The following is a 24,611-nucleotide window of genomic DNA, read 5'->3' on the forward strand; positions in this document are numbered from 1 at the left end:
AACCTTGAGGAATATAAAATGCCTACAATCACTAAATCAAAAACTCTTTATACTTTGCCAAGACCGGTATGGCTGGATGCTGCGGGAATGAGCAAAGGCATCGGCCACGATCGTCAGCATCTGGGGATTATTCTCGCCGCCGGGCAGGTGGTGCGAGTACGTCAGACCAATGCAGCCTTTACCACCAAACTTAAACTGCGCCTGCTCAATGACGATAACAAAACCGAGGCTGACTTCAGCATCGGCAATGCCTGGGTTGAGGCCAGCGTAAATGCGGTCTCGGTGCCGTTTATTGATACGCCTTACGTAGAGGGCACGCCGGTTCTGGAGTTTGAGTATCCCGACGCCAGCAAACCCTTGCCGGTTTACCGCAAAGGTGAAAATGAAACCACTTTCTTTGCACGTTGGGACGCGCAGGATGCTGAATTCGCATTGGTCGACTCTGAATATACCAATATCCTGGTGCCAAAAATCAGCAAAAAAGATCTGAAGTCTTTGGGTGAAGCCAAAAATATTGATGGCTTGATCGCCTATTACGATCGGATCTTTACTTTTTATAATGCGCTGGCGGGTGTTTCATTTGAGGCTGAAAGCGACTCTGATCGTAATATCAAAAATCGTTATTTTATCAAGGCCGATAAAAATGGTGCCGGAGCCGCTTATTATGGCGGTAATTGGACGGCGGAAAGTACCAGCTCAATAAGCAGTTTCTGGCTGACGGCGCTGGATAATAATTGGGGCAGCCTGCATGAGATTGCCCATGGTTATCAGGGAAATTTTATAGGCGATAAATATTTTTCCACCGGTGAGGTATGGAACAATATTTATGCCGCCTGTTATCAGGATGTGATGTTGGGGGAGCGAAAATATAAAGAAGGCTGGCTGTATGATTACGGCAATATGGCTAAAGTTGAGAAAAAAATCCTGGACCTGATCGCTCAGTCTACGCCGCTCAATCAGTGGGACCTGCGTTCCAAGCTGTATTTTATCGTCTTGATGGTGGGTAAAGCGGGCAAAAATGCCTTCACCCACTTTAATCAGCAGTATCGCCAAAGTTGTAATACCCCTGGCTTCGTGCCAAGTGAACATGCCTTGCTGGATATGCTGTCGGAAAGCTTTGCCGTTGCGGGCAACAAAGTGGATGTGACGCCATTTATCCAATGGGTCGGGGGTTATGTCACTCAGGAACAACGCAATCGCAACGTTTTCAGCCATGCGAAAGCCGTCTATCCGTTGTGTCAATTGGTCGGTGCACAGGATATTGAATCGGTCAAAACGCAGTTGAAACTCGACTCCACTCTGCAGTTGGTTGATTCGACTCAGTTGAAGGCCAGCGGCCTGAAAGGCAATGCGACCCTGAGTTTTGATATTGACGATTTCGCACAAATTTATGGCGAAGACCTGATCCTGATGGAAGGGGCGCGTTACGCATATAAAACGCGTATCAACAGCCCGACCATGGTCCTGAGCGACCTGCCGATTGGCGTATACACTCTGCGGTTACCGACCGGTAAAAACCATAAGTATCAACCGACTCAGGACTACCTGGTGCTGCAGCAGGGGGATAACGCGGCGAAGATTGGCTTTGTCAAAAAAGTATCTTCGTCAATCGTTTCACAGGACATCAATCTGCTTGGCCTGGGCGATGCCGTGTTCGCCACGCTGGCGGTTGATCATGCCAAAGGTATGGTGGTGATTGACGTTACCAGTACCACGCCGCATTCCTATTTCCCAGATATGACCTACGCCAAAATCACCTTACGTAATCAGCAAAATGCGGTGATTTTCAGCAAGGATATTCATGGTACTCAGGCCACCTTAAGTCATGATGAGCTGCCTTTCACCGCCGGTGATAAAATTGAAATCTATCATGAGGAACCTGGCCGGGTACGCGTGAGCCCGGCGTATCCGAATATCCTTGATAACAAGAACAAAACTAACGTCTTGCTGATCACCAACAGCGGACTGAAAAATGAAGCGCTGCCGGGTGATCCCGAGCAGGCGCTATTAGCGCGGATTGAAACTGCGGCCCAGCATTTGCGCAGCTACCCTCAGGCCTATTACGCGCTGTTCTCGGTATTTAAAGACGATATTTACCTGGCGATTAATATTTTCGCCAGTCCCCAGCGTGAGCAGTTGTTAGAAACCTATAAGGACTGTATTTCTGCCAGCAACATTCGCCCTGATGAGCTGGTAGGGAATACTTTCAGCATCGACTACAGGGGGATCAGCGATTGGCAATTCTTGACTGGCACTGTCGACCTGGTGAGAAAAACCTTAACGATTGAACTCATCAAAGGTGGGGTTGTACACAATTATTTCCCAGACACTTATGCCACATTCAGTTATGACGATGCGGATGGTAACAACCTGTTCAGCTATGAAGTGATTGGCGACCAGCCGCAGCAGGCCCGTACAGTGGTGCTGCCGATTTCAGGTTACGGCGGTGAAGTAATCCACCTGCATCACGAAGAGCCGAATAACCGTTTGGTGATCACCAATGAAATGCAGCACTTGCGGTTGGGTGAAAGGGGCAAGCAACAGACTTATTGCATTACCCCGGTGGGTCTGGAACGGGTCGCGGACTGATCCGCAGCCAGGTTTCTGACTGCTGTACTCACGGTGCCGGGTTTCATACCCGGCGCCGTTTTCGTTTAAGAGATTTCGCGTGCCAGAATGTTGGCCGGTGGATGCAGACTGATGTTGATCTGTTTATCAGCCGCCGTTTGGCGGTATTCGTTGAGCATCGCGCGGATATCGTCGTCCAGGTAGTTAATCCCTTCGCAATCGATAATCACCGTGCTGTTGGGCTCTATTTGCGCCAATAAATGCTTCAGGCGCATCTTGTTGAGGAAGGTCAGGTTTTGCTGGCACTGAAGCAGATAATGGTCGTCGTAGCGGGTCAGATGCAGGGCGTGACGATTGCTTTGGTACAGGCTCCACAGCAGTTGCGCCGCGAGGCCGATCGCAATGCCCGCCAGCATGCCAAATGCCAGAATACCGCCGAGCGTCGCGGCAAAAGGGACGAACTGTTGCAGGCCCTGACGCCACAGACTGATAAAAATACGCGGGTGCGCCAGCTTAAAACCGGTGTAGATCAGGATGGCCGCCAGACTGGCCAGCGGGATGCTGTTGAGCAGCTCGGCAAACAGCAACGCACTGAGCAGCAACAGTACGCCGTGCAGCAAAATAGACACCCGACTGCGTGCGCCGGCCTGCACGTTGGCAGAGCTGCGCACGATCACGGCGGTAATCGGCAAACCGCCCAGCAGCCCGCTAATGCAGTTGCCCACGCCTTGCGCGCGTAGCTCTTTATCGGCGGAGGGTTCCGGCATCATCGGCGCCATCTTTTTCAAGGCTTCCTGGCTCAGCAGGGTTTCCAGGCTGGCGACAATCGCCAGGGTAATCGCCACCAGATAAACCGCCGGGTTGCGCCACGCTTGCCAGTTGGGCAACGAAAATTGCGTCTGCAGCGCTTCGACACTGTTCAGTGCCGGCAACTCTATCCGCGGCAAAGTGCCAATGGTGGGCCAAATCTTCTGGCCGAGCCAGACAAACAGACAGCCCCACAACACGGCGACCAGAGGGCCGGGTAATGCCGTCAGCCGCAGGCGTTGTTTGAGCGATGAGCGCCCCCAGAAACCGATCAGCAGCAGGGCACCCAGCGTCAGTGACACCGCCGCCGGGGCGATATCACCTCGCAGTTGCGCGCCAGATGGTTTCTCACTCAGACCATGCCCTGATGGATAACCCATGGCTAACGGCAACTGTTGCAGGATCAGTAAAATACCGATGGCGGCCAACATGCCGTGGATCACCGCTCCGGGGATCAGCGCCGCCAGCTTGCCGCCGCGCAGCAGGCCGAATGCCAGTTGCAACACGCCGGCCAATAACAAGGCGAGCAAAAATGACGGAAAGTCGCCCAGCGTGACCATGGCACCGGTGACAATGGTCACCAGCCCGGCGGCGGGGCCGCTGACCGAAAACGGCGAAGGGCTGAGCAGGGTGACGACAATGCCGCCGATCACCCCGGTCAGCAGGCCGACGAACGGCGGGACACCGCTGGCTTGCGCAATACCCAGGCTCAGCGGCAGGGCGACTAGAAACACCACCAGCCCGGCGGGCAGGTCAAAACGCAGATCGGCGCGATTCATGTCACCCTCCCGGCGGCGTTACGCTGCTCCAGCACATTCAAAAATCCGGTATGCATATCGTAAATGCAGCCGACCAGCGTCAAGCGGGCATTGTGTCGCCAGGCGCGTTGAATCAACTGGGTTTTGCTGAGGGTACTGAGCTGGAGCTGTACGTTGGTGTGCGCCGCCTGGTTCAGGTGAGCCGTTTCGTCGTTCTGGGTATCGTTGCCCAATGGCAAATGCGGTTCCAGACTAGTGCGTAGCGAATTGAGGCGGCGGGTTAGTGAGTCCTTACTGGGGGTATCGCGGCTGCTCAGGGCAGATTGGATGCCACCGCAGCCGTAATGGCCGCAAATCACGATGGCCTCAACCTCCAGATGTTCGACCGCGTATTGCACCACGCTCATCAAATTATCATCCTGCTCTTCGACCATATTGGCGATATTGCGGTGTACAAACAGTTCGCCGGGCTGTGCACGAACGAGGGTTTCGGCGGGGACCCGGCTGTCGGAACAGCCAATCCACAGCGTGTGCGGTTTCTGCACCTGTGCCAACTGCGGGAAAAAATTGGGATCGCGCGCTTGTTGCTGGGTTGCCCAACTGCGGTTTTTAACCAGCAGATGATTAATCAATGTCATGGGGGCTCCTTGGGTCAGGGTATTTAGCAGCGAGAAAGTTCGGCGCTGACGTGCAGGCCGCCGCCACTAGCAAAAACTCCAGACCTAGGTTAGTCCAATCATTGTGCGAATGATAAGCAGGGTTTGTGTAAAGTTTTCTATATCGAGGTGGGCTTGGTTAAATACTCTATTTTAAAGTCCATTTTGTTATAAACATATGTCGGTTATTTTATGGTTTTTAATTCTGGATTTTTAATTAAGATTGAAACTTAATTTGTGTTTTTATGGTTTTTTGTAATTCATTGTGCTCCGGTTGATTTTAGCTTGAAGTTGGTTGATGGCATTGTTTTGTAATTAAATAATTTATTAAAACCACAGGCTAATTATTTCTGATTAATCGTAAATTGGTATTCCAACACACGCACATAGATTGGGGTTAATTTAAGAAAAACATTTTTGTATCGGCATAATAGCGGTTTATTGCACCTTTTTTGTTCGCCGCTTGCCCGTGGCTGGTGCAGGTTTTCTCCGTTTTAAGATAAGTTTTTCTTATAATTTATTAGAATCAGCCAATTAAAAACTGGCACGCCGGTTGCTCTGTTGAATCCCATCTTGTGTACCAGATGGAATTCAGCCAATGACTCAGCCTGTAAATCTACGCGGTTTCACCCTCGGTGAATGGCAACACCATTATCACACCTGCCCGGCGGGCGAGCGCATGGCCTGCGTGCGCGCTACTTTGGCTGCATGGGCTACCGATCTCCCTGCGGATGACAATGCCTGGCTGTATCTTGCCGACGCGGCACAGCTGGAGGCGCAGTGCCAACGACTGGCCCAACGGCTTGAAGCCGTCGCCGGTGACATCAGCCGCCTGCCGCTGTTTGGTGTCCCCTTTGCGGTTAAAGACAATATCGACGTCGGTGGCTGGCTGACCACCGCCGCCTGTCCGGAGTTTGCCTATCAGGCGACGGCAGACGCCGGCGTCGTTGCCAATCTGTGCGCCGCCGGTGCCCTGGTGATCGGTAAAACCAACCTCGATCAGTTCGCCACCGGCCTGGTGGGCACCCGTTCCCCGCACGGCGCGGTGGTAAACAGTTTTGACAGCCGTTACGTCAGCGGCGGCTCCAGTTCTGGATCGGCCTCGGTGGTGGCGCGCGGCCTGACGCCGTTCTCACTGGGTACCGATACCGCCGGTTCAGGGCGTGTTCCGGCCGGCTTCAACAACATTGTCGGCCTGAAACCGACCAAGGGCTGGTTGTCGAATCTGGGCGTGGTGCCTGCGTGCAGACTGAATGACACGGTGTCGGTATTTGCCCTGACGGTGGCGGACGCTGCGCTGGTGGCCGAACTGGCGGGTGGCTACGACGCTGCCGATGCCTACTCCCGTATCAATCCCCATACCGCCCCGGCGGATCTTCCCGCAGCCCCACGTTTTGCGGTACCGGCACAACTTGAGTTTTTCGGCGATTTGCAGGCCGAGCGGGCTTTTCAACAGGCGCTAGTGCAGTTGCAGCGCTGTGGCGTAACGCTGGAAACCCTCGATTTTACCCCGTTCCGCGTACTGGCGGAGCAGCTCTATTACGGCCCCTGGGTGGCGGAACGCACCGTGGCGGTCGAAAAGATGCTGAGTGCCAACCCGCAGGCCATCAACCCGGTGGTGCGCGGCATCGTCAATAACGGCCTGAAGTACAGCGCCTGCGATGCCTATAAGGCGGAATATCTGCGTGCCGAACTGACGCGGCAGATTGAACAGCGGTTGGCTCCCTTCGACGCACTGGTGGTGCCGACCTCACCGACCATCCGCACGCTGGCGGAAATGGAGCAGGAACCGGTGTTGTTCAACTCGCAGTTTGGCACCTACACCAATTTCACCAACCTGGCCGATCTGAGCGCGCTGGCGCTGCCGGCGTCGATGCGTGACGACGGCCTGCCCGCCGGTATCACGCTGGTCGCTCCCGCCTGGCACGATCGGGCGCTGGCCGGGTTCGGGCTGCGCTGGCAACAGGCGCAGGATCTGCCGTTGGGCGCCACCGGCCGCCCGCTGCCACCTTCGCAATCCCTTATACCTTCGACCCAGCACGTGCGGGTGGCGGTGGTGGGTGCCCACCTCAGTGGAATGCCATTGAATTTCCAGCTCACACAACGTGCGGCGGCTTTGGTGGAACAAACCACCACCGCGCCGTGCTACCGGCTGTACGCGTTAGCCAATACTCAGCCGCCAAAGCCGGGGTTGGCCAAAACCGAACAGGGGGCCGCTATCGATGTCGAGCTGTGGGATATCCCTCTGGCGCGTTTCGGCGAATTCGTGGCGGAAATCCCGGCGCCGCTGGGCATCGGCACGCTGTTGCTGGCGGACGGTCGCCGGGTGAAGGGCTTTATCTGCGAACCCTGGGCGCTACAGGGCGCCACGGACATCACTGAATTTGGCGGTTGGCGCAACTATGTCGCCAGCCTGAAGGGGGCTTGATCATGTTTTCTACCGTACTGATTGCCAACCGTGGCGAAATCGCCTGTCGCGCCATCCGCACTCTGAAACGTCTGGGCGTGACCAGCGTGGCGGTCTATTCCGATGCCGATCGCAATGCTCCACACGTCACCGAAGCCGATCTGGCGGTGGCGCTCGGCGGTGAAAAACCCGGCGACAGCTACCTGTGTATCGACAAGATCCTGGCGGCGGCGGCAGAAACCGGCGCGCAGGCGATCTACCCCGGTTACGGCTTCCTCTCCGAGAGCGCTGAGTTTGCCGACGCCTGTGAAGCGGCGGGCATTGCCTTTATCGGCCCAACGGCGGCGCAAATCCGCGAGTTCGGCCTGAAACACCGGGCGCGTGAGTTGGCGGCGGTGGCGCAGGTGCCGATGACGCCGGGCACCGGCCTGCTGGACAGCGTTGAGCAGGCGGTCAACGCCGCCAGCCAGATTGGCTACCCGGTGATGTTGAAAAGCACCGCTGGCGGTGGCGGTATCGGCCTGACGCGCTGCGATGACGAAGCCGCACTGCGTGAAGCCTACGACAGCGTGAAACGGCTGGGTGAGCAGTTTTTCCGCGACTCTGGGGCCTTTATCGAGCGCTTTGTCGATCAGGCGCGCCATGTCGAAGTGCAGATCTTTGGCGACGGTCAGGGCTGGGTGGTCGCGCTCGGCGAGCGTGACTGCTCATTGCAACGTCGCAACCAAAAAGTGGTGGAGGAGACCCCGGCACCCAACCTGCCTGCGGCCACTCGTCAGGCGCTGCATCAGGCGGCGGTGGCGCTGGGGGCGTCGGTTAATTATCGCAGCGCCGGTACCGTGGAGTTTATCTACGACGGTGCACGCGATGAATTTTATTTCCTCGAGGTGAACACTCGCCTGCAGGTGGAGCATCCGGTCACCGAGATGGTCACCGGGCTGGATCTGATCGAATGCATGTTGCAGGTGGCGGCGGGGGATGCGCTGGACTGGGCGGCACTGCAACGTCCGCCGCAGGGTGCGTCGATTGAAGTGCGCATTTATGCGGAAGATCCGCTGAAGAACTTCCAGCCCAGCCCGGGCGTATTGACCGAGGTGCATTTCCCGGAGTCCGTGCGGGTTGACGGTTGGGTCGCTACCGGCAGTGAAGTGTCGGCATTTTACGACCCGATGATCGCCAAGCTGATTGTCCACGGCGAGGATCGCCAGCAGGCGCTGGAGAAAATGCGCGTGGCGCTGGACGCTACCCGGCTGCACGGCATTGCCACCAATCTGGATTACCTGCGGCAGGTGATTGCCACCGCCGAATTCCAGACCGGCAGCGTGTGGACCCGCATGCTGGACAGTTTCCGTTTCCAGCCCAGCAGCATCGAAGTATTGCAACCGGGGACCTACAGCAGCGTGCAGGATTACCCGGGCCGTCTCGGTTATTGGGATATCGGCGTACCGCCGTCCGGGCCGATGGACGACTTTGCTTTCCGGCTGGCCAACCGCATTGTCGGTAACCACCCCAGCGCCGCCGGACTGGAGTTTACCCTGCAGGGGCCGACCTTACGTTTCCACTGCGATGCCACCATTGCCCTGACCGGGGCGGACTGCCCGGCGGATCTGGACGGCGAAGCGCTGGATTACTGGCAGCCGGTTGCGGTTCGGGCCGGGCAGGTGCTGACGATGGGCCGCGCTCAGCACGGATGCCGCACCTATCTGGCGGTACGTAACGGTTTCGACGTGCCGGTGTATCTGGGCAGCCGCTCGACCTTCGCACTGGGGCAGTTTGGCGGTCACGCCGGACGCACCCTGCGGGTCGCGGACATGCTGGCGGTGTCCCAACCGACGTTGGCCGCCACCACGACTCCTGCGCCGATCGCCGCGCCGCAGGCAATGGATGACAGCCTGATCCCCGAGTACGGCAACCTGTGGAACATCGGCGTGCTGTACGGGCCGCACGGCGCGCCGGATTTCTTTACCCCGGAGTCGATCGAGACTTTCTTCGCTGCCGAATGGCAGGTGCATTACAACTCCAACCGGCTGGGCGTACGCCTGTCCGGGCCAAAACCCGAGTGGGCACGGCAGGACGGCGGTGAGGCGGGGCTGCATCCGTCCAACGTACATGACTGCGAATATGCCATCGGTGCGATTAACTTCACCGGCGATTTCCCGGTGATCCTCACCCGTGACGGGCCGAGCCTGGGTGGCTTTGTCTGCCCGGTGACCATCGCCAGGGCCGAATTGTGGAAGGTCGGTCAGGTGAAGCCGGGGGATCGCATCCGCTTCCACCCGATTGGCTTCAAACAGGCGCAGTCGCTGGAGCAAGCGCAGCTCGGCAGCATCGAAGCCTTGGCGGCGGTAAAGGCGATTACCCTGGCCGCACCGGATCTGACTCCGGGAGCCACCGGGTCGGCCAGCATTCTGGCGGCGTTACCGGCCACCGACAGCCGCCCTGCAGTGGTCTATCGCCAGGCAGGGGACGGCTACATTTTGCTGGAGTACGGCGACAACGTACTCGATCTGGCACTGCGGTTACGCATTCATCTGCTGATGCAGTCGCTCAGGCAGGACGTCATTCCCGGCGTTGAGGAGTTAGCGCCCGGCGTGCGATCGCTGCAGATCCGCTACGACAGCCGCGTGCTCGGTCAGGCCGATTTACTGACGCGTTTGCTGGCGCGCGAGCAGGCGCTGGGGGATGTCAGCCAACTGAAGGTGCCGACGCGCACGGTGTATCTGCCGATGGCGTTTGAAGACTCCGCCACCCTGGGAGCGGTAGAACGCTATCAGCAGACGGTCCGTTCGTCCGCCCCCTGGCTGCCGAACAACGTCGATTTTATCCAGCGCATCAACGGCCTCAGCACCCGTGAGCAGGTGCGCGACATCATCTTTGATGCCAGTTACCTGATCCTCGGGCTGGGTGATGTTTATCTCGGCGCACCCTGCGCGGTGCCGATTGACCCGCGTCACCGCTTGCTCAGTTCCAAATACAACCCGGCACGTACCCATACCGCCGAAGGCACGGTCGGTATCGGCGGCATGTACATGTGCATTTATGGCATGGATTCGCCGGGTGGTTACCAACTGGTCGGGCGCACGCTGCCAATCTGGAACAAATTCCTCAAAAACCCGCAGTTCACCGCCGGTGAGCCCTGGCTGCTGCACTTCTTTGATCAGGTGCGTTTCTACCCGGTCAGCGAGCAGGAACTGGATGAACAGCGCGAGGCGTTCCGTGAAGGGCGCGCGCAGATCCGCATTGAGGACAGCGAGTTTGATTTTGCCGAATACAGCCGTTTCCTGGTGGACAACGCCGAAGATATCAGCGCCTTCCAGCAGCGTCAGCAGCAGGCGTTCAACCACGAGGTGACGCGCTGGCAGGAAGAAGAGGGCGAAGCCGAGGCCCAGCTGTTGCCGCCGCAGATTGATGAGGAAGACGTGGACGGTTATCTGGTCAGCGCCGACCTGAACGGCAGCGTGTGGAAGATCCTGGTGGAGCCGGGACAGCAGGTAGAAGCCGGTCAGCCGCTGATCGTGGTCGAGGCGATGAAAATGGAACTGGCGGTCACCGCACCGCGCGCCGGGATCATTAAGCGCATCAGTTGTCAGCAGGGGCGGCCTGTCGGGCCGGGCGACGCCCTGTTGTGGCTGGAGCACGCCAGTTAACCGTCTTTAATCGTCGGGCGCGGCAGGCTGCGCCCGCAGAGAGGAATGCGATGCAAATCACCAATAACCGCAGCAAGGCGCGGCCGGAGGGGCTGGCGGAACGTATCTATCTGCAGCTCAAGGACGACATTTTTGATTTTCAGCTGCTGCCGGGCGATCGCTTTAGCGAAAACGAAGTCGCGCTGCGCATGGACGTTAGCCGTACGCCGGTGCGTCAGGCGTTGTTCTGGCTGGAGCGCGAAGGCTATGTCGAAGTGCATTTTCGCAGTGGTTGGCAGGTGCGGCCGTTCGATTTTGCTTACTTCGAGGAACTGTATGACCTGCGCATCGTGCTGGAGTGTGAGGCGGTAAAACGCCTGTGTGCACGGCTGGCGGGCGAAATGCCGTTGCAACTGGAGACGCTCAGCAGTTTCTGGATCGACGAGCCGCGGCTGGAGGACGGCAAGACCGTTTCGCTGCATGACGAGCAGTTTCACATGGCGCTGGTGGAGGCTGCGGGCAATGGCGAAATGGCGCGTATCCATCGTGATCTGACCGAGAAGATCCGCATCATTCGTCGGTTGGACTTCACTCAGGGCAGCCGGGTGGCGGCGACCTATAACGAACACGCCGCGATTTTGCGGGCGATCTTGCAACAGCAAACCGAGGAGGCGCAAACGCTGCTCAGCAACCATATTGCCGTCAGTAAGGCTGAGGTCAGAAAAATAACCCTGCATATGTTGCATCAAGCACGCCTCCAGCTACCAGACAGTCCTACGTGAGTTTTTCTTAAAAAAGAAGGTTGGTTTTCTAACACACATCAGGAGTTTGAATTATGCAACGTCGTCACTTTATAAAAGCTTTTGCGCTGTCCGCCACCATGATTGGCATGGGGATGGCTTGGGGCGTGCAGGCGGCCGATACCATCAAGGTCGGCATCCTGAGTTCGCTGTCCGGCACCATGGCCATTTCTGAAACGCCGCTCAAGGATGTGGCGCTGATGACCATTGATGACATTAACGCCAAGGGTGGCGTATTGGGTAAAAAACTCGAGGCGGTGGTGGTGGATCCCGCCTCCAACTGGCCGCTGTTCGCCGAAAAGGCGCGTCAGTTGCTGAGCCAGGATAAAGTGGCGGCGGTGTTTGGCTGCTGGACTTCGGTGTCGCGTAAATCCGTGCTGCCAGTGTTTGAAGAGCTGAACGGCCTGCTGTTCTACCCGGTGCAGTACGAAGGGGAAGAAATGTCACCTAACGTGTTCTACACCGGCGCCGCCCCTAACCAGCAGGCGATCCCGGCGGTGGAATACCTGCTGAGCGAAGACGGCGGCTCGGCGAAACGCTTCTTCCTGCTGGGCACCGACTACGTGTATCCGCGCACTACCAACAAGATCCTGCGCGCCTTCCTGCATTCGAAAGGTATTCAGGATAAAGATATCGAAGAGGTCTATACGCCGTTTGGCTACAGCGACTACCAGACCATCGTCGCCAACATCAAGAAATTCTCCGCCGGCGGCAAAACGGCGGTGATCTCCACCATCAACGGTGACTCCAACGTGCCGTTCTACAAAGAGCTGGCCAATCAGGGCATCAAAGCCACCGATGTACCGGTGATCGCCTTCTCGGTGGGGGAAGAAGAGCTGCGCGGCATCGACACCAAACCGCTGGTGGGCAACCTGGCGGCCTGGAACTACTTCGAATCGGTAGACAACCCGACCAACAAGCAGTTTGTCAGCGAATGGCGAGCCTATGCCAAGGCGCATAACCTGCCGAACTATGCCACTGCCGTGACCAACGATCCGATGGAAGCCACCTATGTCGGCATCCATATGTGGGCGCAGGCGGTTGAGAAGGCCGGTACCACGGACGTGGATAAGGTGCGCGCCGCGATGGCCGGGCAGACCTTCGCCGCACCCTCGGGCTTTACCCTGACCATGGACGCCACCAACCACCACCTGCACAAACCGGTGATGATCGGTGAAATTGAAGGCAACGGCCAGTTCAATGTGGTGTGGCAGACCGATGCCCCGGTACGCGCTCAGCCGTGGAGCCCGTACATTGCCGGCAACGACAAAAAGTCGGAAAGCCCGGTCAAAGGCGGTAAGTAATGCCCGGCCCCCCGTTACGGCGGGGGGCTGACTGAGCCATGCCCTATTGCGACGAGGCATCTGATGAAACTTTTATCTTTAAGCCATCTCAGGCATCTGTGGTTATTGCTGTGCTGCCTGCCCATATTCGCGCAGGCGGGGCCGGCCGATGACTTTGCTGCGGCCAACCGTACGCAGCAGGCCAAATTATTGCAGGCGTGGGCGACCGCGCCGGATGCTGCGTGTTTGCCATTACTGCAGGCGTTAAAGCAGGAAAACGTGGTGATCGACGAGGCCAAACATGCCTTTATCCAGCAGGGCGATCGCTATCAGCCGCTGGAGGGTAGCGCTGCCCCGGTCGGTACGCCGAAGAAGCTGTGGCTGAATAACCGGCTGCGGATCCTGATCGCCAACGCGCTGTCGGCACACCGGCTAGTCAGCGAAGATCCGGCGCTGCGTTTACAGGCGGCGCAGGCTCTGCAGCAAGAGGCGCAAAACAGTCAGTTACCGCTGTTGACCCAACGTCTGGCGCAGGAAAAAGACAGCCGGGTGCATGACGCGCTGAGCATTGCGCTGGCCAATCTGCAACTGACCGACGCTGATGCCAAAGTGCGCCTCAATGCGGTGCAACTGCTTGGCAGTTCGGGCGCGCCGGAAACCCAAACCCGGCTGCAGGCATTGACCGATGCCAGCCATGAACCGGACGCCGCCGTGCGTGCCGAAGCGCTGAAAAGCCTGACCAGCGTGAAACACCGGCTGATGATCGGCGACCTGATTGGCCAGGCGTTTACCGGCCTGTCGCTTGGCTCGATCCTGCTGTTGGCGGCGCTTGGGCTGGCGATCACTTACGGCCTGCTGGGGGTGATCAACATGGCGCACGGCGAAATGCTGATGCTCGGTGCCTATTCGGCTTATCTGGTGCAGGGGGTGTTTCAGCAGTTTGCGCCGCAGTGGCTGGCGCTGTATCCGCTGGTGGCGTTGCCGGTGGCGTTCACCATCACCGCCTGCATTGGCATGGCACTGGAGCGCACGGTGATCCGTCATCTGTATGGTCGGCCACTGGAAACCCTGCTGGCGACCTGGGGGATCAGCCTGGTGCTGATCCAGGGCGTTCGGGTGTTGTTCGGCGCGCAAAACGTCGAGGTCGCCAACCCGGCCTGGTTGTCGGGCGGCATTCAGTTACTGCCGAATCTGGTGCTGCCGTGGAACCGTATCGCGGTGATCCTGTTTGTGGTGTTGGTGCTGGCACTCACCTGGCTGTTGCTGAATAAAACCCGCCTCGGCATGAACGTGCGTGCCGTGACGCAGAACCGTGCGATGGCCGCCTGCTGTGGTGTGCCCACCGGCCGTGTCGATATGCTGGCGTTCGGTCTGGGCTCCGGCATTGCCGGGCTGGGTGGAGTGGCGCTGTCACAACTGGGTAACGTCGGGCCGGAACTGGGCCAGGGCTATATCATCGACTCGTTCCTGGTGGTGGTACTCGGCGGCGTCGGCCAACTGGCCGGTACCGTGGTGGCGGCTTTTGGCCTCGGTATCCTCAACAAAATTCTTGAACCGCAGATTGGTGCTGTATTGGGCAAGATCCTGATCCTGGCGCTGATCGTGCTGTTTATCCAAAAACGTCCTCAGGGACTGTTCGCCTTCAAGGGCAGGGTGATCGACTGATGAGCCAACCATTGACTGTCACCGGCGTGCAAAAGGCACCCCGACTGGCGCTGGGCATCGGCGGACTGGCGTTGCTGGCGCTGTTGATTATGCCGTTTCTGGCGCTGTTGCCGGCAGACCATCCGCTGGCGATTTCCACTTATACCCTGACGCTGGTGGGTAAAATTTTGTGTTATGCGGTGGTGGCGGTGGCGCTCGACCTGGTGTGGGGCTATGCCGGGCTGCTGTCGTTGGGGCACGGGCTGTTTTTTGCCCTCGGTGGCTATGCCATGGGCATGTACCTGATGCGCCAGGCGGCGGGTGATGGCCTGCCGGGATTTATGGCCTTCCTGTCGTGGAACGAGTTGCCGTGGTTCTGGAGCGGTACCCAGTATTTCGCCTGGGCGCTGTGCCTGATCGTGCTGGTGCCCGGGGGGCTGGCCTTTATCTTCGGTTACTTCGCTTTTCGCTCAAAAATCAAAGGGGTGTATTTCTCCATCATGACCCAGGCGTTGACCTACGCCGGTATGCTGCTGTTCTTCCGTAACGAAACCGGCTTTGGTGGCAACAATGGCTTTACCGGTTTCACGACGCTACTGGGCTTCCCGATCACCGCGACCGGTACGCGGGTGGCGCTGTTCCTGACCACGGTGCTGCTGCTGGCCGCCAGTCTGGCGATCGGCTTTGCTCTGGCACGCAGCAAGTTCGGTCGGGTGTTGACGGCGGTACGCGATGCGGAAAACCGCCTGACGTTCTGCGGTTACGATCCGAAAGGCTTCAAACTGTTTGTCTGGACGCTGTCGGCGGTGCTGTGTGGGCTGGCCGGGGCGCTGTATGTACCGCAGGTGGGGATTATCAACCCGGGCGAAATGTCGCCGACCAACTCGATCGAAGCCGCCATCTGGGTTGCGCTCGGCGGGCGCGGCACGCTGGTGGGGCCGTTGCTGGGGGCCGGTATCGTCAACGGTGCCAAGAGCTGGTTCACCATGGCCATTCCGGAATACTGGCAGTTCTTCCTCGGTCTGATGTTTATCATCGTCACGCTGTTCCTGCCGAAAGGGGTCATTGGCCTGCTGCGCAGAGGGAAATCACAATGAATTCGCTGCAAATGACCGAAGAGTTGTTCACCCAGCCGCTGCCGGCCGATAAATACCGTCAGCAAACCGATCCGGTACTGCTGCTCGACAAGATCAATGTCAGCTTCGACGGTTTCCGTGCGCTGAGCGATCTGTCGTTGCAGATTGGCGTGGGGGAATTGCGCTGTGTGATCGGGCCCAACGGCGCGGGGAAAACCACGCTGATGGATGTGATCACCGGCAAGACCCGACCGGACAGCGGCAGGGTGTTTTACGATCAAACCGTTGATCTGACCGCGCTGGATCCGATGCAGATCGCCCAGGCAGGCATTGGTCGCAAGTTCCAAAAGCCCACGGTATTTGAGGCGCTGACGGTGTTCGAAAACCTGGAGATCGCCCAGAAAACCCAGAAGTCGGTATGGGCCTGCCTGCGCGCCAAACTGAGCAGCGAACAACGCGATCGCATCGATGACATGCTGAAAACCCTGCGGCTCGGCCATGAACGGCATCGTCCCGCCGGGTTGCTGTCTCACGGGCAAAAACAGTTTCTCGAGATCGGTATGCTGCTGGTACAGGAACCGCACCTGCTGTTGCTCGATGAACCGGCGGCTGGCATGACCGATGCTGAAACCGAGTACACCGCCGAACTGTTCCGCTCGCTGGCGGGCAAGCATTCGCTGATGGTGGTGGAGCACGATATGGGGTTTGTTGAAACCATTGCCGATCACGTCACGGTGCTGCATCAGGGGCAGGTGCTGGCGGAGGGTTCATTGGCGCAGGTGCAGGCCGACGAGCAGGTGAGCGAAGTGTATTTGGGGCGCTAGGAGCAGCTATGTTGCAAGTGAACGAACTGAATCAATATTACGGCGGCAGCCATATTTTGCGCGGCCTGTCGTTTGAAGCCCATATCGGCGAAGTGACCTGCCTGCTGGGGCGCAACGGCGTGGGGAAAACCACGCTGTTGAAGTGCCTGATGGGGCTGATCCCGGCCAAGAGCGGCAGCATCAGTTGGCAGGGCGAAAGCCTCAACGGCAGAAAACCGCACCAGCGGGTACAGGCAGGCGTCGCCTATGTGCCGCAGGGGCGTGAGATCTTTGGTCGCCTGACGGTGGAGGAAAACTTGCTCATGGGGTTGGCGCGCTTTTCTGGCAGTCAGGCCCGCAAGGTACCGGATCATATCTATGAACTGTTCCCGGTGCTGTTGCAGATGAAAGATCGGCGTGGCGGCGATCTCTCCGGTGGCCAGCAACAACAGTTGGCGATAGGGCGGGCGCTGGCCTGCCGACCGCAGTTGTTGATCCTCGATGAGCCGACGGAAGGGATCCAGCCTTCGGTGATCAAAGAGATCGGCACGGTGATCAAACAGTTGGCGGAAAGAGGGGATATGGCGATCCTGCTGGTGGAGCAGTTTTATGATTTCGCCGCCGAGCTGGCGGACCGTTATCTTGTGATGTCGCGTGGCAGCATTGTCCAGCGCGGTGCAGGCAGCGCGATGGAGCAAGACGGCGTGCGCGGGCTGGTGGCGATATAAGAGGTGATGCTACCCGATAAATTGTTGGCGGAAGGGATCCCGGGAGTGATGCAATATCCTGATAATTCTCACCTGCCGAGCGTCGTCTCGGAAGTAGATAATATGCTTTCCTACCGGCAGAGCGCAGAGATCATCGGTTATTGATTCAATGCGCCTGCCAATTTGATGATGACTTAAATTATCGAATGTATCGTGAATATGGTTTAGATAGTCTTCGGCAGCAGTTAATCCGTGCCGCGCCAAACCATACAAATAGATATCTTCCATATCAGCCAATGCTTTTGGCCTGATCGTTATTTTTCTGCGCATCCTTTAGCTTTGCTCCGTATTCTTTCCATGAACACATCACGATCCCATTCCACAGCGTCTCCGCTGTTCTCCCCCTCGGCGATCAAACGGCGTAGCTCTTCCAGTTTTGAGGCGGCGGTGCGCTCACGCAGGGTGCGCACCGATTCACGAATAACTTCGCTGGGGGTTCGGTAGTCGCCGCTGGCTACCAGACCTTCAACAAAGTTACGCAGTTCTTCACCCAGATCCACTGTTAATGTTCTGCCCATGTTTTCCCCTCCGCTATTCTCTTAATCATTGTAAGATTAGTTCTTACATTATGCACGTTAAAACTGGGGAGTCTAAAATGGCAACAATACAAGGAACTCTGGTTTTTACATCATCATAAATTAGGGATAATTATGAACGAAATCACTATGTCGCGTCTGGGCTGCATCGTCCTGTCACTGTTCCCGGCTCTTTGGGGGATCTTCAGTCTGCTGAACAATACCGCCGATTTTGCTGGTACCGCCCAACATGCCGTGGCGCCGCTGCTTGCCATGCAGGATACCTATCAGGTTCCCGGCTTAATGTGGCGCGCCGTCAGCGTGGAATGGGCCGGGCGGGTCGGGTTGGCGATGATCACTGTGCTGGAGTCTGTGGCCGGTATCACCGCGGCACTGGGTGTGATGCTGATGCTGAAACATCTGCGCCAACCTTACGCGGCCTTTGCCAGGGGGAAAGCCTGGGCCATGCTGGGCGCACTCTGCGCGATTGCGGTGTGGGGGCTCGGTTTTATGGTGGTCGCAGGCGACTGGTTTATGGCCTGGCAGGCCAAGGAAAACCCGCTAGCGGTGCAACTGGGGGCGATGCTGTACATGGTGCCCAATACGCTGGCCTTGCTGTTTCTGATGCTGCAACGTGACGCTCGCTAAGCCGTGAAGTCGCAGGATTTTGATAAAACTGCGGCGATGTTCGCGAAAGTGTTGCCAAATGCTAACCTGCCAGGTCTTGTCACATTTCGTTCATAGTTGTGCCATAGCATAATGAATCTTAAATAAATTTATAACAAATCAATAGGTTAAAAATTTTACGAGGGATAAATATGAGCGATAAATCCGATAAGGATCTGCCGGCGTCGGCGCAACAGCAGCAGCCGAGCAATCCGACGCGTCGGCGTTTTCTGGCAGGTGCGACGGTGTTGGGGGTCGGTGCCTCGATTGTGCCGTTGGCCAGGGCCGCGGCTGACGGCAACAAGAAAGTGGTACTGAACACTTTGCCGACCGGCGCACAAAACCCACTGCTGCGGCGTCATGTGAAAAATGTGGTGGTATTATTTCCAAATGGTCAAGTTTGATCTAATTGATAATAAAAAAAACCATCAAGTAAGTCGATATGTTGATGAGCAGAAAGACACGTTAGCATTAGCTTGAGTTGTCTTGCCCTGTAATCAGGGCGTCAATCTTGAGAGTAGGTCACAAAGCTAATTCAGTTTTGAAACCTGTTTACGAAAGTCTCGATCCTATAAGGCAGATGGCACTTATTAATATGTGCTTTCAACTTAGCTCAAAGCAAGTGGTATAGGTAGACCCAAAATCACGCTAAACGCATAATTTCTGTTTTTGAGACTGGTTTGTTCGACGCATATCAAGAGTGGACCTTTGGGTCCCTTTATTTGTTAAAATTTAAACTGATACTTTTTCTATACGGCGTTGAACAGAATAATGAACACTGTTATGATCGTAGGATCTCTGAGATGGAGCATTAAAAATGTTAAGGAAATAAGATGGTTGGCCGTAGAAGTCCTGGGGAGTACTGCTATATAATAGCTGAGGTTTTTCCAGATCCAGCTAAGAAAAGAGGAAGGCTTCATCCTATTCAAGGGGAGGTTTATCCGACTGACATGTATATCGAATGTTCAAAGGCTATCAGAGAGCTTCCAGTTGGAACAAAGATTAGATTAGCGGTTGTTGTTAAGAATCCGAAGGATTCCGATGACAAACCTCATTTGTACAGTAGCTACAAATGGGATTATGAGATAGTATCGGAATAGAGCTCTAATAGAGAAGGTGTCTAAATTATAGTATGTTAGCCCCCTAAAGATTAACATCATTAATAACATAGTCCTTTGATAGTATTGTCTGTTATGAATTAAGTTCAGTTTATTCACCATCATCTAATTCATTTAAAAACTCTGCGAGAATATCGCCGTGACATGCATAAGGCTTACAGTGACAACCTAGGGTTTTACCTCTATTTAGCTTTAACTTTTCCTTAAAGTCGTCTCCTCCTTTTAAGTAATTACGATCAAAATCATATTTAAACTTTCTAATCACTTCATCTCTATCACCATCAGCACCGATTGCATAGGGATTACCCCATAGCGTTCCGCGACCGCAATAAATGTCAAAGTGCTCGCCTCTGTCTTTATTGGAAACAAAAGTGATTTTATCTTTTATATAACGTACAGGTATTTTTTCTGAAAGCTCTTCAGAAATAACAGTGAAAAAAGGTTTAGTTGCCGAATCGAAAATCACTGCATGTGTCAAACCTACTGATAGAGGATCATCAATTACTTCCGAATCTGATTTTATTAATAATTCTGATTGGAAAAATCCCTTAATAAGGTTATGGTGATCGTCAATATAGATAACTTGATAATCATTAGACTCAGAGAAAATCCGGGATAATTTCCTCTCAAATTTTCCTCTAGATGCAAAGTTCGGATGATATATTATCAATACCTTTTTCATATCAGATGTTTAACCTCAAAATCAGTATCCCAATGCTTGTTTAGGTATTCTATCACAAGACGGCGGTGACAGTGATGAGGTTTGTGTTCACTGCAAAGTAAACATCCATCAGAAATAAGATTCTTGTCTATTCGCTCAATATTTCTTTTTGCCATAAGACTTAAGAAGTTGTCTTCGTAAATTTCCCATGAGACATTTCCTTTTTTATAAGGATCTAACATTTCTTTTGTTGGTGCTAAGTCTGGAACGTGAACGTAATTTACGCCACAAAGTTCGTGAAGGAAATATTGTAGATCTTTCTTTTTGGCAAATCCTGCGAGCTGTGAAATATTATTTAAGCGTACATCGACCAAAGTTTTAATGGGTTGAGATTTTATTAATGAAAAGAACCTCTCAGCACTTTTTTCTGTGAATCCGATGGAGTAAATTTTCATCACATCATCTCCGCGATCAATTTGTAATGGAACCCGCCAAAAGTATCTAATGCTAGGCTAACGGTAACAAATTTTCCCTCATAATTATATGTTCCTAACTCTTTATCTTTAAAGAAATTAATCCAGACAATGTCTGTTATTTTCAGATTATAAAGAATATTGTTGTAAATAAACTCACCTCTAACTTTAATTTTTTCATCCCATTTTGAAGTGTAAATTGTGATGTCATTGACATAAATAAAGTAAAGGCTGTCAGTGATTCCTTTTATTTCATCTGGGGAAACCTGATCATTAGTTCCACCACCTGACTGATAGTTATTAGGCCATAATGTCGATGGTTGATCGCATAGTTCACTAAGATCGTCGTTGCTGTAGGGATATTCGTCTATTTTTTCCCAATACTCTTCACTATCTATACGATAGTTTTCAGTTTGAAATTTTTCAGGAACAGCATGGGTAAATGTTGCAGTAATAATATCAAGAGATGAGGCATATGATTGGTCTTGGTAGATACAATCCTCATCATTAATACTGCCAAACTTGTTAAGAGGTCTAATCCATTCACCGATGCTACCATCAGCATTGATTACCTTCCCAGCCACACAATAGTCGTTGTTTTTTAGTGATTTACTTAGGCATACAAAGGTTTTCTCTACCATGATCCAACACTCCTATAATCGCAAAAAATTCACGTTACCATCGGAATGATCCTAAATCAAGATGTGTTATTTCGGGCAGATGACATCTTGCCTAGTTCCAGCACTCTTTTACAATAATCGTGTTTTCTCTATGTTTCATCGAGTGATGATTTTTAATCTCTTGGTCAATCTTCTGTAGCCTCCCCTCAAGAGAACCTATCTTCTGTCTAATTTCTTGAGTTTTTCAACTCAAGATTTCCTGTCATAACAGATAAATTATTTTATAAATCCTTGGCGTATAATGAGAAAGTACCCGAAGGTCCCTTTTTTTTATGAGTTTATAATAATATTCGTAATAATCACCATGGTTAACTTCTTTCTATTTCTTTGACCAAACGTTGTATATGAAGAAAGGTAGATATTCATATTCGAGATCGTTCACGACCGTTGTTCGGACACCGATAGCTCTATCCTCCGACTTTTTTTTACGTTGATCTTTGTACGTGATTTCAAGACTAGATGTTATCTCAAACGGAACTTCGAGCCTCATCCCTCTGAAACCATTGAAGTCAGGGCCACGCCATGGAGTATTGATTTTTGATAACTCTAACCAAATTGCCTTAACTTCACCCATTGGGTCATCTGGAATTTCTGAAAAAATCGATTTATGGCCATAAGTTTCATTATCAACTTCATCATTATCAACTTCGAAAGTGATGCCGCCGCAGAAGCACCCGCACATCGGCGATTTACTCAGTCAAAAGGGGATCGACTGGGCATGGTACGCCGGGGGTTGGCAATACGCGCTGGACAACCGCAAGGATCAGGGCGATTTCCCCGGTGCGCCAGACTTTCAGTATCACCATCAGCCGTTCAACTATTTCGAAAATCTGGGGCCGGGCAATCCACAGGCACGCGAGGCGCATTTACGTGACGGCGGCATTGGCGATTCAACCGGCAGCAATAAATTTTTGGCCGCGGTGGAGGCGGGAACTTTACCACCGGTGGCGTTCTACAAGCCGCAGGGCAACCTTAATATGCACGCCGGGTATTCCGATGTGGAGGCCGGCGACCGCCATATCGCCCATATCATCAACAGCCTGCGCAACGGCCCGCAGTGGGAAAATAGCGTGGTAGTGATTACCTTCGATGAGAACGGCGGCTGGTGGGATCATGTGGCCCCTCCGCAGGGCGATCGTTGGGGCCCAGGCTCACGTATCCCGGCGTTGGTGATTTCGCCATTCGCCCGTAAAGGCTACGTTGACCATGAGGTGTATGACACCGGGTCAATTTTGCGATTAATCAGCCGGGTGTTTGATCTGCCGCCGCTGGACGGGCTAACGGAACGGGATAAGGCAATGGCGGCGCGCAGCCAGAAACCGCTGGGCGATCTGACTGGCGCGCTGGAGTTTCCGGGATAAGGGGTTACAGCGGCTTGGACATATACCAGATACCGATGGAACCCTGGGCGCTGGTGTAACAGGTCTCACCGCAAATACTCAGCCCCTGGCGTTGGTAAAAGCGCTGGGCGCTGGTATTGCGCTGTAACACTTCCAGCCACAGCCTTTGCTGCTTACGTTCGATCGCCCGAAGCTGCACCTGTTCAAAAAAGTGCTGGCCGTAACCCCGGCCGGCATATTCCGGCAGGAAATAGATTTTCTGCAATTCGGCCCCGGTTGTTTGGGTCGGTGCCAGCAGGCTGTTGAAATTCAGCCGCGCATAACCCACCAGATTGTCGTCTTCGTATCCCAATAGCCAGCAAACTTCCGTATCCTGCAGCGTTTTTTCCAGTGCCTCAACGGCAAAGTCTTGCGCCAGAAAAGCATCGAGTTCCGCTTTATGGTGCCAAAGTTCGCCAAAATGGGCCTGATAGGTGCGAATACCTACGTCACGAACCTGCGCTAAATCACCGCTCAAAGCCTGGCGGATACTGAACATATGAACCTCTTGGTGAGAAACGAGAAACGGCGGGCAACCTGAAAGGGAATCGCCGCGCTGGTGAAGATTTAGACAATCAAGGGTATACGAGATATACTCAATATACTCAATATCTGTCTGCCGGAGGGCGTATGACAGCCAAACAGCAAATCCATCGTCGTCAGGGACATCGTACTGTTATGCAAATGCTCACTGCCGATCAGCTGCAACATCTTAAGCCAAGTAAGCATTCGGCGCGATTCTTGGTGATTGAAATTGATCCCGATGCTCATACAACCAAATCGGATAGCAACAATGACGCCGGTAATAGCGCCCTGAGAAAAAAACTAACCGAAATGATCAATGACCCGGCAGTGGATCCCAATGCGGCGATGCAAATGCTGGAGATTGCATGGGATATGGTGACCAAGTCTACAGCCGGGAAGCTACCGGCAGTACGAGGGGATGTCGATAGCGACAACGGTATGCCTGCCGCCAGCATTTTTGCGGGTTTTCCCGAGTTTCAGGGCAGGAATGAAGCAAGGAAGCAGGACCTTCGCCAGTACCTCCTGGAAGATGCCCACTGGCTGACATCAGCCGAACTCTCCGACAGGGCCGGTTTTAAAAATCGCAACCGCAGCGCAGGCCCAAACGGTTGGAAGCAACGTGGGAAGATTTTTGCGATCAACGTTGAAGGCCACGACCGTTATCCGGCTTACGCGCTGGATGAGGCTTACCAGCCACTAAAAATCCTCAAAGACATATTGACCGTCTTTGGTGACGGCACCAGCGCCTGGTCAATTGCGAGCTGGATGGGGACGGCCAATAGCTGGCTGGGCGGTAAAAAGCCTAAAGACGTAATGAAGAAAGAACCCGCTGCCGTGTTACATGCTGCTCTTATAGAGAAGGCGGGGGCACAGCATGGCTGATGACTTATTTCCCCCGGTAGGAAAGGTCAATATTAATAAGCGAATTGTCGGGGCAGGGACGCCGCTTTATCGTATATACCCTTCATACTTGAAGCTGCATCTGTGTTGGCTGCAAGCATTCACCCCAGTCACTTACTTGAGTAAGCTCCTGGGGATGAATGCTCTTGCCGCCGTGATGCAACTCCAATTATTTTGGGTATATAAAGTAAGTCGCAATACTGTTACTGCCAGCCCTGGAGGTAACGCGCAAGTGGGCTGAAGCTATTCATGCATGAGCAACATCAAGATATTCATGGGCTGATTTGGCCGTCAAAACAACATCCTGGCAATGCCTATATTCTGTTTGGCGACCGTTTGAATGGAGACGAGTTATCTATTACTGGTAATAGGGTATCAGTAATAGATAAAAGCGTTTTATTACATCTGTTTGAGCTGGCCGATGAAATGGGCATTACTCTGCTGGAAGATGATTAATTTTTCGAGGGTACCCATTGCGCATTTCTGACCGCAACAAACC

The 24,611-nt window shown here is 54.3% G+C and carries 24 protein-coding genes; 16 read left to right on the forward strand and 8 right to left on the reverse strand.

Going from position 1 to position 24,611, the window contains the following annotated elements; all coding sequences use genetic code 11:
• Positions 1 to 18: 18 nt before the first annotated feature.
• Positions 19 to 2,589, forward strand: coding sequence for a putative mucin/carbohydrate-binding domain-containing protein (locus tag QOT07_RS07095; protein WP_283602789.1), 2,571 nt, complete (start codon positions 19 to 21; stop codon positions 2,587 to 2,589).
• A 65-nt stretch (positions 2,590 to 2,654) separates the two neighbouring features.
• Here the strand turns inward: QOT07_RS07095 and QOT07_RS07100 are convergent, their stop codons facing one another.
• Complete coding sequence (locus tag QOT07_RS07100) at positions 2,655 to 4,154, reverse strand: SulP family inorganic anion transporter (protein ID WP_283602790.1); 1,500 nt, start codon at positions 4,152 to 4,154, stop codon at positions 2,655 to 2,657.
• On the reverse strand, positions 4,151 to 4,771 hold the full coding sequence (locus QOT07_RS07105; protein WP_283602791.1) for a carbonic anhydrase: 621 nt from the start codon (positions 4,769 to 4,771) through the stop codon (positions 4,151 to 4,153). Before QOT07_RS07105 ends, QOT07_RS07100 begins: the two co-directional genes overlap by 4 nt.
• Before the next feature lie 616 nt (positions 4,772 to 5,387).
• On the opposite strand from QOT07_RS07105, the gene atzF reads away from it, so the two are divergent.
• The 8 genes from atzF to urtE all read left to right on the forward strand — a co-directional run bounded on the left by atzF (position 5,388) and on the right by urtE (position 17,156).
• Positions 5,388 to 7,217 (forward strand): allophanate hydrolase, encoded by a 1,830-nt coding sequence (atzF, locus tag QOT07_RS07110; RefSeq protein ID WP_283602792.1) that lies wholly within the window; start codon positions 5,388 to 5,390, stop codon positions 7,215 to 7,217.
• 2 nt (positions 7,218 to 7,219) lie between these two features.
• Complete coding sequence (gene uca, locus QOT07_RS07115; RefSeq protein WP_283602793.1) at positions 7,220 to 10,843, forward strand: urea carboxylase; 3,624 nt, start codon at positions 7,220 to 7,222, stop codon at positions 10,841 to 10,843.
• Positions 10,844 to 10,893: 50 nt separating this feature from the next.
• On the forward strand, positions 10,894 to 11,604 hold the full coding sequence (locus QOT07_RS07120; RefSeq protein ID WP_219015683.1) for a GntR family transcriptional regulator: 711 nt from the start codon (positions 10,894 to 10,896) through the stop codon (positions 11,602 to 11,604).
• 53 nt (positions 11,605 to 11,657) lie between these two features.
• Positions 11,658 to 12,926, forward strand: a complete 1,269-nt coding sequence (gene urtA, locus QOT07_RS07125; protein WP_099063988.1) for an urea ABC transporter substrate-binding protein — start codon at positions 11,658 to 11,660, stop codon at positions 12,924 to 12,926.
• A gap of 63 nt (positions 12,927 to 12,989) precedes the next feature.
• Entirely contained in the window at positions 12,990 to 14,570 is a 1,581-nt protein-coding gene (gene urtB, locus QOT07_RS07130; protein WP_283602795.1) for an urea ABC transporter permease subunit UrtB, read from the forward strand.
• Positions 14,570 to 15,646 carry an urea ABC transporter permease subunit UrtC gene (gene urtC, locus QOT07_RS07135; protein ID WP_283602796.1) on the forward strand — a complete coding sequence of 359 codons (1,077 nt, stop codon included), beginning with the start codon at positions 14,570 to 14,572 and terminating at the stop codon, positions 15,644 to 15,646. Before urtB ends, urtC begins: the two co-directional genes overlap by 1 nt.
• The gene (gene urtD, locus QOT07_RS07140) at positions 15,643 to 16,449 is read left to right on the forward strand and encodes an urea ABC transporter ATP-binding protein UrtD (protein ID WP_283602797.1); all 807 of its coding nucleotides are present in this window, start codon (positions 15,643 to 15,645) and stop codon (positions 16,447 to 16,449) included. The genes urtC and urtD overlap by 4 nt, the downstream gene beginning before the upstream one ends.
• Before the next feature lie 8 nt (positions 16,450 to 16,457).
• Positions 16,458 to 17,156: an urea ABC transporter ATP-binding subunit UrtE gene (gene urtE, locus QOT07_RS07145; RefSeq protein WP_219015686.1), complete on the forward strand. Its 699-nt coding sequence runs from the start codon at positions 16,458 to 16,460 to the stop codon at positions 17,154 to 17,156.
• 9 nt (positions 17,157 to 17,165) lie between these two features.
• On the opposite strand, the gene QOT07_RS07150 is transcribed toward urtE, so the two are convergent.
• Together QOT07_RS07150 and QOT07_RS07155 are read right to left on the reverse strand one after the other, a co-directional pair.
• Positions 17,166 to 17,465, reverse strand: a complete 300-nt coding sequence (locus QOT07_RS07150; RefSeq protein WP_219015687.1) for a type II toxin-antitoxin system RelE/ParE family toxin — start codon at positions 17,463 to 17,465, stop codon at positions 17,166 to 17,168.
• Positions 17,450 to 17,713, reverse strand: a complete 264-nt coding sequence (locus QOT07_RS07155) for a type II toxin-antitoxin system ParD family antitoxin (protein ID WP_261089679.1) — start codon at positions 17,711 to 17,713, stop codon at positions 17,450 to 17,452. The genes QOT07_RS07150 and QOT07_RS07155 overlap by 16 nt, the downstream gene beginning before the upstream one ends.
• A 132-nt stretch (positions 17,714 to 17,845) precedes the next feature.
• Here QOT07_RS07155 and QOT07_RS07160 point away from each other — a divergent pair, with 132 nt between their 5' ends.
• From QOT07_RS07160 to QOT07_RS07170, 3 genes are all read left to right on the forward strand, one after another.
• Positions 17,846 to 18,358, forward strand: a complete 513-nt coding sequence (locus QOT07_RS07160; protein ID WP_099063996.1) for a DUF2165 family protein — start codon at positions 17,846 to 17,848, stop codon at positions 18,356 to 18,358.
• 170 nt (positions 18,359 to 18,528) lie between these two features.
• Positions 18,529 to 18,780 (forward strand): hypothetical protein, encoded by a 252-nt coding sequence (locus tag QOT07_RS07165; protein ID WP_283602798.1) that lies wholly within the window; start codon positions 18,529 to 18,531, stop codon positions 18,778 to 18,780.
• Positions 18,781 to 19,209: 429 nt separating this feature from the next.
• Positions 19,210 to 19,476, forward strand: a complete 267-nt coding sequence (locus QOT07_RS07170) for a hypothetical protein (protein WP_283602799.1) — start codon at positions 19,210 to 19,212, stop codon at positions 19,474 to 19,476.
• 109 nt (positions 19,477 to 19,585) lie between these two features.
• Here the strand turns inward: QOT07_RS07170 and QOT07_RS07175 are convergent, their stop codons facing one another.
• Genes QOT07_RS07175 through QOT07_RS07185 form a run of 3 tightly spaced genes read right to left on the reverse strand, consistent with a single transcriptional unit; the run spans position 19,586 to position 21,269 of the window.
• Positions 19,586 to 20,176, reverse strand: a complete 591-nt coding sequence (locus QOT07_RS07175) for a DUF4326 domain-containing protein (protein ID WP_283602800.1) — start codon at positions 20,174 to 20,176, stop codon at positions 19,586 to 19,588.
• Positions 20,173 to 20,610: a DUF488 domain-containing protein gene (locus tag QOT07_RS07180; protein WP_283604318.1), complete on the reverse strand. Its 438-nt coding sequence runs from the start codon at positions 20,608 to 20,610 to the stop codon at positions 20,173 to 20,175. Before QOT07_RS07180 ends, QOT07_RS07175 begins: the two co-directional genes overlap by 4 nt.
• Positions 20,610 to 21,269, reverse strand: coding sequence for a dual OB domain-containing protein (locus QOT07_RS07185; RefSeq protein WP_283602801.1), 660 nt, complete (start codon positions 21,267 to 21,269; stop codon positions 20,610 to 20,612). Before QOT07_RS07185 ends, QOT07_RS07180 begins: the two co-directional genes overlap by 1 nt.
• A gap of 692 nt (positions 21,270 to 21,961) precedes the next feature.
• On the opposite strand from QOT07_RS07185, the gene acpA reads away from it, so the two are divergent.
• Positions 21,962 to 22,669 carry an acid phosphatase gene (gene acpA, locus QOT07_RS07190; protein ID WP_283602802.1) on the forward strand — a complete coding sequence of 236 codons (708 nt, stop codon included), beginning with the start codon at positions 21,962 to 21,964 and terminating at the stop codon, positions 22,667 to 22,669.
• Positions 22,670 to 22,673: 4 nt separating this feature from the next.
• Here the strand turns inward: acpA and QOT07_RS07195 are convergent, their stop codons facing one another.
• The gene (locus QOT07_RS07195; protein ID WP_207975873.1) at positions 22,674 to 23,186 is read right to left on the reverse strand and encodes a GNAT family N-acetyltransferase; all 513 of its coding nucleotides are present in this window, start codon (positions 23,184 to 23,186) and stop codon (positions 22,674 to 22,676) included.
• Between the two features lie 131 nt (positions 23,187 to 23,317).
• On the opposite strand from QOT07_RS07195, the gene QOT07_RS07200 reads away from it, so the two are divergent.
• The 3 genes from QOT07_RS07200 to QOT07_RS07210 are packed head-to-tail and all read left to right on the forward strand — an operon-like array spanning position 23,318 to position 24,568.
• On the forward strand, positions 23,318 to 24,094 hold the full coding sequence (locus tag QOT07_RS07200) for a hypothetical protein (protein WP_283602803.1): 777 nt from the start codon (positions 23,318 to 23,320) through the stop codon (positions 24,092 to 24,094).
• Positions 24,087 to 24,353 (forward strand): hypothetical protein, encoded by a 267-nt coding sequence (locus QOT07_RS07205; protein WP_232519100.1) that lies wholly within the window; start codon positions 24,087 to 24,089, stop codon positions 24,351 to 24,353. The genes QOT07_RS07200 and QOT07_RS07205 overlap by 8 nt, the downstream gene beginning before the upstream one ends.
• Before the next feature lie 8 nt (positions 24,354 to 24,361).
• Complete coding sequence (locus QOT07_RS07210; RefSeq protein ID WP_198404453.1) at positions 24,362 to 24,568, forward strand: hypothetical protein; 207 nt, start codon at positions 24,362 to 24,364, stop codon at positions 24,566 to 24,568.
• Positions 24,569 to 24,611: the final 43 nt, after the last annotated feature.

Origin of the sequence: Serratia proteamaculans, from assembly GCF_949794035.1 — a bacterium.
GTDB classification, from domain to species: Bacteria; Pseudomonadota; Gammaproteobacteria; order Enterobacterales; family Enterobacteriaceae; genus Serratia; species Serratia proteamaculans.